This window comes from uncultured Blautia sp. (genome assembly GCF_902497045.1).
Lineage (GTDB): Bacteria > Bacillota > Clostridia > Lachnospirales > Lachnospiraceae > Blautia_A.
In genome coordinates, this window is record NZ_CABVDF010000152.1 from 1 (window position 1) to 6,895 (window position 6,895).

The following is a 6,895-nucleotide window of genomic DNA, read 5'->3' on the forward strand; positions in this document are numbered from 1 at the left end:
GATAATTTCTGCCGGTAAAAAGAAAGGAGTAGGCAATGACCGAATTATTATATAACAAATCAAAGGCAGTAGCAGCATTAAACAAGGTAGAAGGGTTCAATCCGCTGGAACTTGCCCGGAGAATTTCCAATGAGGGAGAGGCGGAACAGTTATATCTGGATGTGAAATACCGGAAACTTTGGTTCCGGCTTTTAAATCCGACAGGGAAAATTATCAGTAACATCATTAGTCTGACAGAGAATATGGCAGTTGTGGAGGCAAGAGTTTATCTGGATAAATGTGACCAGAAGGAAGATTGTGTGGGAAATTCCTACGCACAGCGGTTTCGCACCGCGGATCCGAAGTTTGGTGATAAATTTCTGGAACTTGCAGAGACAGCAGCTACCGGACGTGCATTAGCAGATGCCGGATATGGTGTACAGTTTGCCGATGTGGGGGAAGAAAATGATCCCCTGCAAGTGGACGCAGGTATTCCAGTGCCACCGAATCTGGAAACTCCGCAGCCAAATGGAACCATGCAGATGCCGGTAAATTCCGGACAGACACCAAATAATGGGATGGCAACAAATGTGGTACAGAATATGGGAACCGGACAAGCACGTTCCTATACGGCAGCTCCGGATCCTTCAGCAGCACCGCCAATACAAGGTGCAACACCGATGATGGAACAGTTTTATCAGAACGCTCAGGCGAATGGAAATACTATCGGTGGCATGAATGGTATTCCAATGTTACAAAACCAAGCATTGGATCCTAATCTTCCGGCAGAAGAATTGGTCAACCGTATGACCTATGAACAGGCACTCAGTGTGACGGTTACCTGTGGGAGATTGAAGAATAAGACTATGGGACAAGTTGCAATGGAGAGTCCGTCCAGTTTAGGATGGTATGCCAATGAGTACAGTGGAAAAGACCATCTGATGATAGCTGCAGCAAGAGTGATTCTTCAGCGAGCATTGCCGATGGCTGGTTAATTATGCTTCCCACAGTCTTAACAGGCTGTGGGAGAAAGGAGGAGACAGAGAATGTACGATATGACAGGGTTTGATTACGATATTTCTGATGTAGTCAACTTGTTAAAACTACAGGTAAGACATAAGAATTCTGTCTCTCTGGATGTGAACTGCCCTTTTTGTGGGGAAACAAAAGGAAAGATGAATGTCAACCTGCGAAAAAATGTATTCCGGTGTAACCGATGTGATGTATCCGGCGGTATGTTGGATCTGTACGGAAGGCTTTATGGTGTGAATACTTCAGAGGCAAACCGACAAATACGTGAAGCGCTTGGAAAAGGAGAATATCGGACGGATTATATCGTGGCAGAACAAAAAGAAATAGAACCAGAGATTATTCTTGCGGAACTTGCGGATGCTGAAACGATAGACCGGACTTATTCCCGGATGCTTTCGCTTATGATTTTAAATGAACAGCATAAGGAAGATTTGTTAAAACGAGGACTTACTTTAGAGCAGATCGAAGGACAGAGGTACCGAAGTGTGCCATTGTTTGGAATTAGAAGTCTGGTAAGGAAACTGCAGGATGAAGGGCTGATAGTCAAGGGTGTCCCAGGATTTTACGAAGGAGAAAACGGAGAATGGACCATCAATTTTTCTCCAAAGAACTCCGGTATCTTGATTCCAATTCTGTCAATGCAGGGAAAAATCCAGGGCTTTCAAATCCGGTTAGATCATGTGGTCGAGGGTAGAAAATATATCTGGCTATCCAGTGTAAAATTCAAAAATGGTGTATCCTCCGGAAGTCCGGTACATGTGATTGGAGATTTGAATGCTTCTGAGGTCTATCTGACTGAGGGAGCATTAAAGGGAACCATTGCACATTTTCTGTCCGGAGCTACCTTTGTCTGTGTGGCAGGGGTAAACCAGTATCGTAATGCAAAACCGGTGCTGGAGGCATTTAGACAGAGAAATCTTCAGCATCTGTTTGAAGCTTACGATATGGATAAGAAAATGAAAGTCCTTTGTGATGGGAATTACAGCAAGTGTGGAAGCTGCAGGCAAAAGGGCAGAGATGGTTACTGTCAGCATAAACTGCAGAAACGACAGATTATCCAAAATGGGTGTAAGAAGGTGTATGAGATTTGTCAGGAACTATCCATTTCTATGAGCCGTATGGTCTGGGATATGGACGACTCCGGAGAATGGAATGGACAGATTAAAGGAATTGATGATTATTACTATTCAAAAAAGAAATTATAAGAGGACAGTCGGGGCTTTTGCTCCGGCTGGAAAAGGAGAATTTACATGAAACGAAATAAAATCTATATGATGTGCATGATATTAGCAGGAATCCTGTTCTTTGGTTCCGTAGGTGCGATTGTACGTATCTGCATGAGTTACCGAGAAGGAGAACAGGTCTACGAAGAACTTGAAGAATATATCCGGGAGCCTGAAAGTACCAAAGAGCCGGAAGTGGAGAAGTCTTCTGAGGAAAATTCAGCGTTTACATTTCTTCAGGTGGACTTTGAGAGTCTGCAAAGCATCAACCCGGAAGTCATTGCCTGGATACAGATTCCGGCGCTTGACATCAGTTATCCTGTGGCAAAAGGAACGGACAATGCCTACTATCTTCATCACATGATCAATGGAGAAACGAATAAAAGCGGCAGTATATTTATGGATTATCATAACCAGGAGGATTTTACGGATAGGAATACCATCATCTATGGACATAATATGCGGGATGGGAGCATGTTCGGAACCTTGGAAAAATATCAGAATCCAGGAGTTTACGATGTGTATCCGAAGTTTTATGTTTATGTGCCGGGCTATGTATATGAATATCACATTTTTTCTTGTTACGCAGCTCCGGTAAATAATGCAACGTACACATATTCTTTTCCGGATGTGAAAGACTATCAAGATTTTTTAGGAGTGATACAGGCAAGTTCAGAATATGATACGGGAATATCGGTATCAGAAAAGGACAGGGTAATTACGTTATCTACCTGTGTAAATACGCGGAAAGACTATCGGTATTTGGTACATGGAAGACTGGATCAAAAAATTAGTGTGGAGGAATAATAAAGATGTTAGATTATGAATACATAAATGTGCTGGCAGAAATTCTTTTGGATGAAACGTGCAGCGAAAAAGAACGAAAGCTACGGTTTGAACTTGTAAAAAAAATACAAGGAAGAGCGCAATATTATTTAGAAAGGGGCTTCATACCACAAGTGGTAGAGGCTTTTTTTGTGGAAAAAATGGAAGGTATACCAAAAGTGTTTACGCAAAAAGATGCGGAACTTTTTCTGAAACCAAGCACTCCGCAAGTGCAGTATGGCGATATTACGACACCGAACAGACCATTTTATTCTGAAGCGGAAGAATTGATGCTTTGGTCTGAAACATCTTATCGTGGTCCTTTGGTTCCTGCGGGTAATAAGCGGTATCAGGAATTGTTTCAGAAGATAATGCCAAAAGAAGCAGCGTTTTTATAAAGTTTGTGTAAGAAAGAAAAGGGTATCCTGTCTGTGGTATGAACTGCAGGCGGGATATTTTTTTGTAATAAGTTGCGTTATACGGAATCTATACGTACAGAATAAGTATTAAGAATAAAGGAGAGATGCTTTTATGATAAGAAAGTTACGAATTGCAGTTGACCATGGAAACAAGAATATGAAGACCTGCAACCAGGTTTTTACAACCGCACTGATTACACAGGATAAGAAACCTGCCAGGGGAGAGGAATATATTTTCTATGAAGGAAAATATTACCTGCTCAGTAACAGGCGGATTCCTTACCAGAGGGATAAGACAGAGGATGAACGCTTTTTTATACTTACTCTGTTTGCTATCGTTAAAGAACTGAAGAAATATCCGCAGATTGCTCCGGAAGACGTATTGCAGATCAATTTGCCAATCGGATTACCGCCAAAACATTTTGCGGATTTGTGTGAGAAGTATGAGTGTTACTTTAAAGGGGAAAATAAAGTTCACGAAATTATAACGGAAGGTGGTACATACCATGTAGCAATCCATGATGTGATGGCTTTTCCACAAGATTATGCAGCAATGATGACTGTCATTGATAAGCTGCAAGATATTCCAAAGTCCATTGGTATTGATATAGGCGGATTCACAACGGATTATTTGCTGATGCGAAAAGGAATGCCGGATATGGAATCCTGTGATTCTCTGGAGCGTGGGGTTATTACCATGTATAATCAGGTGATTTCCGGTGTGAATAGTGAGTATGATATTCTACTGGAGGAATGTGATGTTGACAGTATTCTGAAGGGAAATACGGAGTTTTATGAGTCGGCGGTTGTAAAAATGACAGAGGGGATTGCTCAGGATTTTGTAACCGATCTTTTGAGTAGTATCCGGGAGCGCGGTATTGACACAAGGTCTACTTATACCGTATTTATCGGTGGTGGAGCAGCGTTATTGAGAAAACTGATCGAGAAATCAGATCGGTTAGGCAAGTATATGTTTATTGAAGATATTTGTGCCAATGCGAAAGGATATGACAAGCTTTACCAGATGATGACAGCAGAGGAGTGATTGTGTGGAAAAGAAGAATCCATTTAAGTTCACTTTGGGGTTTGATAAAACGAAGGCTTCCCATATACGCGCCGTAGAATTGTTAAATTCGGTAAAAGATAAAGCGGATCTGATTGCAGAAGCGATTGTTGCACATGTGGATGGTATACAGGAAAGCAACACTTTCAGTAATGCGGTATTGCAGGCAATCATTCAGGAAACTGTCAGACAGGAAGTGCATAAAGCAATGCAGTCGAATAGTATGGAAAAGAGCGAAAAAGAACCGGAAATAACGATGACTTTTCCAGAAGGAACTAAGGACACCATTGATCCAAGGGTGGTAGAAAATGTAAGGAACGCAATGAGTGCTTTCCGCAGAAGATAGCATAGAAAAGAAGCAGTTTTCTCACACGACTGCTTCTTTTTGAATTTACAAAATATTATAAGCCACAGGATTAGCACAGGTTCCGCACAGTTTTATCACAGATTGTACTGCTACACTAAAAACTGAGGTATTGTCAGAAATGTGGTTTATTGATTTGGTCTTTTTCTTTAAGTGCTGCAAGTAATTCCCGTAAAGTACGAAGAGCAATCAGACGATCCTCTTCTGAGCAGTTTTGCAGTTCTTCCAGAATTTGATATGTAGTATGGTCTGTTTCTAGTGGAGCTTCGTGAATAATCGCATCCAGGGAAATCTTCAGATATTGGGCAAGAGGAATCAACGTTGCAAGTTCCGGATTGCCGTTACAAGTTTCAATATCTGAGATGGTCCGGATGGAAACACCTGCCTGTTCAGCCAGGGCTGACTGGGATAATCTAAGGTGTTCACGTTCGTTCTTTACCATGTAACCGAGTCTTTTCTTGACGGTATCCTTTAGCATCCGTATCACCTCACTTAAAGCATATTTTACCGTAGTTTTCCTGCAAGGAAAATGTGTTAAGGCACATAGTATCACGCAATATAATGCGTACGACGGAGGTGATGAGGAAGAAACTTCGGAGAAATAAATCTTGTGAAACAAAAGAAAAGGTGTGGAAATACAGGTAGTTCATTAAAAAAAGTTCTTGTCAGAGAGAAGAATATCAGGATGTTCTATACGCAGAATATGCGTTAAAGAAAAAGAATTATCTGCATTATCCTACATGGACGATACATTTGGTCGGACCGGCAATTCGCTGGCTCGACCTTTTGTTTTGTCGAAAATTGTTGAATTGTGTCATTGCAGGCTGCAGATCCCCGCCTCTGAAATTTGGAAACTATGAAAATTTTCAAATTTCGGAGGTAAGAAGATGAACGAAGAACATATCTATAAAGGTTCAAAAACAAAAAACTACTTTTCTGCATATCTGTTGGCATCTGTACAGGGACGGAGAAAACGGTATCTGGAAATACAGAAGAAGATTCAGCTTGCAGAAAATAATTCGGACGAACAGGAATATACGGAGGCAGATCTTTCCATGGAGGAACATCTGGAACGAAAGAAACGGGAAAAGTTGCTGTTAAATGAAACGCAAGGAATTTATCCAGAGTGGAATGAAATGGAAGACAAGCGGCTGATACAGGCAATGCACCTTTTGAATGAGAAAGAACGGGAAGTGATGTATCAGCGTGTATTTGAGGAGCGAGACTTCAAGGAAATAGGTGAACTGAACCAGATGACGGAAGAACAATGCAAATGGATGTATTATGGTGCAATCCGAAAAATCAGAAGAAAGATGGGAGGAGAAAAGTAATGGAATTTAGGGAGCTTTTATACCGGGCGAGAATGGGAGATCAAGAATCTATTATGGAAATCTTTGAAATGTACCGACCACTTCTTGTCAGAAATGCATTGGTAGACGGTTTCTTTGATGAAGATCTGTACCAGGAATTGATTGTAGAATTTTTAAGATGTATCCGGTTTTTCCGGGATGTTGAGTAAGTGAATAACTGAAGGATGGGGCGTGGAAGTATTGTGACCACGCCCTTTATCCTGAAAGGGTGAAACGGAAGGTCAAACAGATCCAGCGGCAGACTGAACTGGCGATAAATTCAAAGTTCCAATCTGCGCAGAGTATCTGCTTTTCGTACCTGTATAAAAACAGAAACATAGTCCTGCGATACTGGCTAAAACAATACCAAATCCGGGATGGGTTCGCTCCAAAGAACAAATTTATGAGGCAGTCTGGACAGAGGAAGTAGAGAATTATGAGAATGCGGTCATGTGGTGTATCAGCCAGCTTAGGAAGAAACTAGAACCGGATCCGGACAGACTGCAGTACATCCATACCGTAAAAGGTATGGGGTATAAGTTTGAATATCGCTCAGAAGAATAAATCTTCTGGGCGTTTTCTTATCCTATAATTACGGAAGATTTTTCATTAAAGGTTGGTTAATATCAGTATTAGAGAGG

10 protein-coding genes are annotated in these 6,895 nt (G+C 41.3%); 9 read left to right on the top strand and 1 reads right to left on the bottom strand.

Annotated features, from left to right (window positions below; all coding sequences use genetic code 11):
• The first annotated feature begins 35 nt into the window (after positions 1–35).
• The 6 genes from RDS42_RS10610 to RDS42_RS10635 all read left to right on the top strand — a co-directional run bounded on the left by RDS42_RS10610 (position 36) and on the right by RDS42_RS10635 (position 4,887).
• A complete protein-coding gene (locus RDS42_RS10610; RefSeq protein WP_308783648.1) occupies positions 36–974 on the top strand; it encodes a hypothetical protein in 939 nt (312 codons plus the stop codon).
• A 51-nt stretch (positions 975–1,025) separates the two neighbouring features.
• On the top strand, positions 1,026–2,216 hold the full coding sequence (locus RDS42_RS10615; RefSeq protein ID WP_308783649.1) for a CHC2 zinc finger domain-containing protein: 1,191 nt from the start codon (positions 1,026–1,028) through the stop codon (positions 2,214–2,216).
• Positions 2,217–2,261: 45 nt separating this feature from the next.
• Positions 2,262–3,041, top strand: coding sequence for a class B sortase (gene srtB / locus RDS42_RS10620; protein ID WP_308783650.1), 780 nt, complete (start codon positions 2,262–2,264; stop codon positions 3,039–3,041).
• Positions 3,042–3,046: 5 nt separating this feature from the next.
• Positions 3,047–3,457, top strand: a complete 411-nt coding sequence (locus tag RDS42_RS10625) for a hypothetical protein (RefSeq protein ID WP_308783651.1) — start codon at positions 3,047–3,049, stop codon at positions 3,455–3,457.
• 133 nt (positions 3,458–3,590) lie between these two features.
• A complete protein-coding gene (locus RDS42_RS10630) occupies positions 3,591–4,523 on the top strand; it encodes a ParM/StbA family protein (RefSeq protein WP_308783652.1) in 933 nt (310 codons plus the stop codon).
• Positions 4,524–4,527: 4 nt separating this feature from the next.
• A complete protein-coding gene (locus RDS42_RS10635) occupies positions 4,528–4,887 on the top strand; it encodes a stage III sporulation protein AF (RefSeq protein WP_308783653.1) in 360 nt (119 codons plus the stop codon).
• 133 nt (positions 4,888–5,020) lie between these two features.
• Here the strand turns inward: RDS42_RS10635 and RDS42_RS10640 are convergent, their stop codons facing one another.
• Positions 5,021–5,347, bottom strand: a complete 327-nt coding sequence (locus RDS42_RS10640; protein ID WP_308783654.1) for a helix-turn-helix transcriptional regulator — start codon at positions 5,345–5,347, stop codon at positions 5,021–5,023.
• A gap of 445 nt (positions 5,348–5,792) precedes the next feature.
• On the opposite strand from RDS42_RS10640, the gene RDS42_RS10645 reads away from it, so the two are divergent.
• The 3 genes from RDS42_RS10645 to RDS42_RS10655 all read left to right on the top strand — a co-directional run bounded on the left by RDS42_RS10645 (position 5,793) and on the right by RDS42_RS10655 (position 6,818).
• Entirely contained in the window at positions 5,793–6,236 is a 444-nt protein-coding gene (locus RDS42_RS10645; RefSeq protein ID WP_308783655.1) for a sigma factor-like helix-turn-helix DNA-binding protein, read from the top strand.
• Positions 6,236–6,424 (top strand): helix-turn-helix domain-containing protein, encoded by a 189-nt coding sequence (locus tag RDS42_RS10650; RefSeq protein WP_178630761.1) that lies wholly within the window; start codon positions 6,236–6,238, stop codon positions 6,422–6,424. Before RDS42_RS10645 ends, RDS42_RS10650 begins: the two co-directional genes overlap by 1 nt.
• A 193-nt stretch (positions 6,425–6,617) precedes the next feature.
• The gene (locus RDS42_RS10655; RefSeq protein WP_308783656.1) at positions 6,618–6,818 is read left to right on the top strand and encodes a helix-turn-helix domain-containing protein; all 201 of its coding nucleotides are present in this window, start codon (positions 6,618–6,620) and stop codon (positions 6,816–6,818) included.
• Positions 6,819–6,895: the final 77 nt, after the last annotated feature.

Excerpts from the sequence above, each read along its gene's own strand:
- RDS42_RS10645 (WP_308783655.1), top strand. The coding sequence starts at position 5,793 with ATGAACGAAGAACATATCTATAAAGGTTCAAAAACAAAAAACTACTTT.
- RDS42_RS10615 (WP_308783649.1), top strand. The coding sequence starts at position 1,026 with ATGTACGATATGACAGGGTTTGATTACGATATTTCTGATGTAGTCAAC.
- RDS42_RS10625 (WP_308783651.1), top strand. The coding sequence starts at position 3,047 with ATGTTAGATTATGAATACATAAATGTGCTGGCAGAAATTCTTTTGGAT.
- RDS42_RS10630 (WP_308783652.1), top strand. The coding sequence starts at position 3,591 with ATGATAAGAAAGTTACGAATTGCAGTTGACCATGGAAACAAGAATATG.
- srtB (WP_308783650.1), top strand. The coding sequence starts at position 2,262 with ATGAAACGAAATAAAATCTATATGATGTGCATGATATTAGCAGGAATC.
- RDS42_RS10640 (WP_308783654.1), bottom strand. The coding sequence starts at position 5,347 with ATGGTAAAGAACGAACGTGAACACCTTAGATTATCCCAGTCAGCCCTG.
- RDS42_RS10650 (WP_178630761.1), top strand. The coding sequence starts at position 6,236 with ATGGAATTTAGGGAGCTTTTATACCGGGCGAGAATGGGAGATCAAGAA.
- RDS42_RS10610 (WP_308783648.1), top strand. The coding sequence starts at position 36 with ATGACCGAATTATTATATAACAAATCAAAGGCAGTAGCAGCATTAAAC.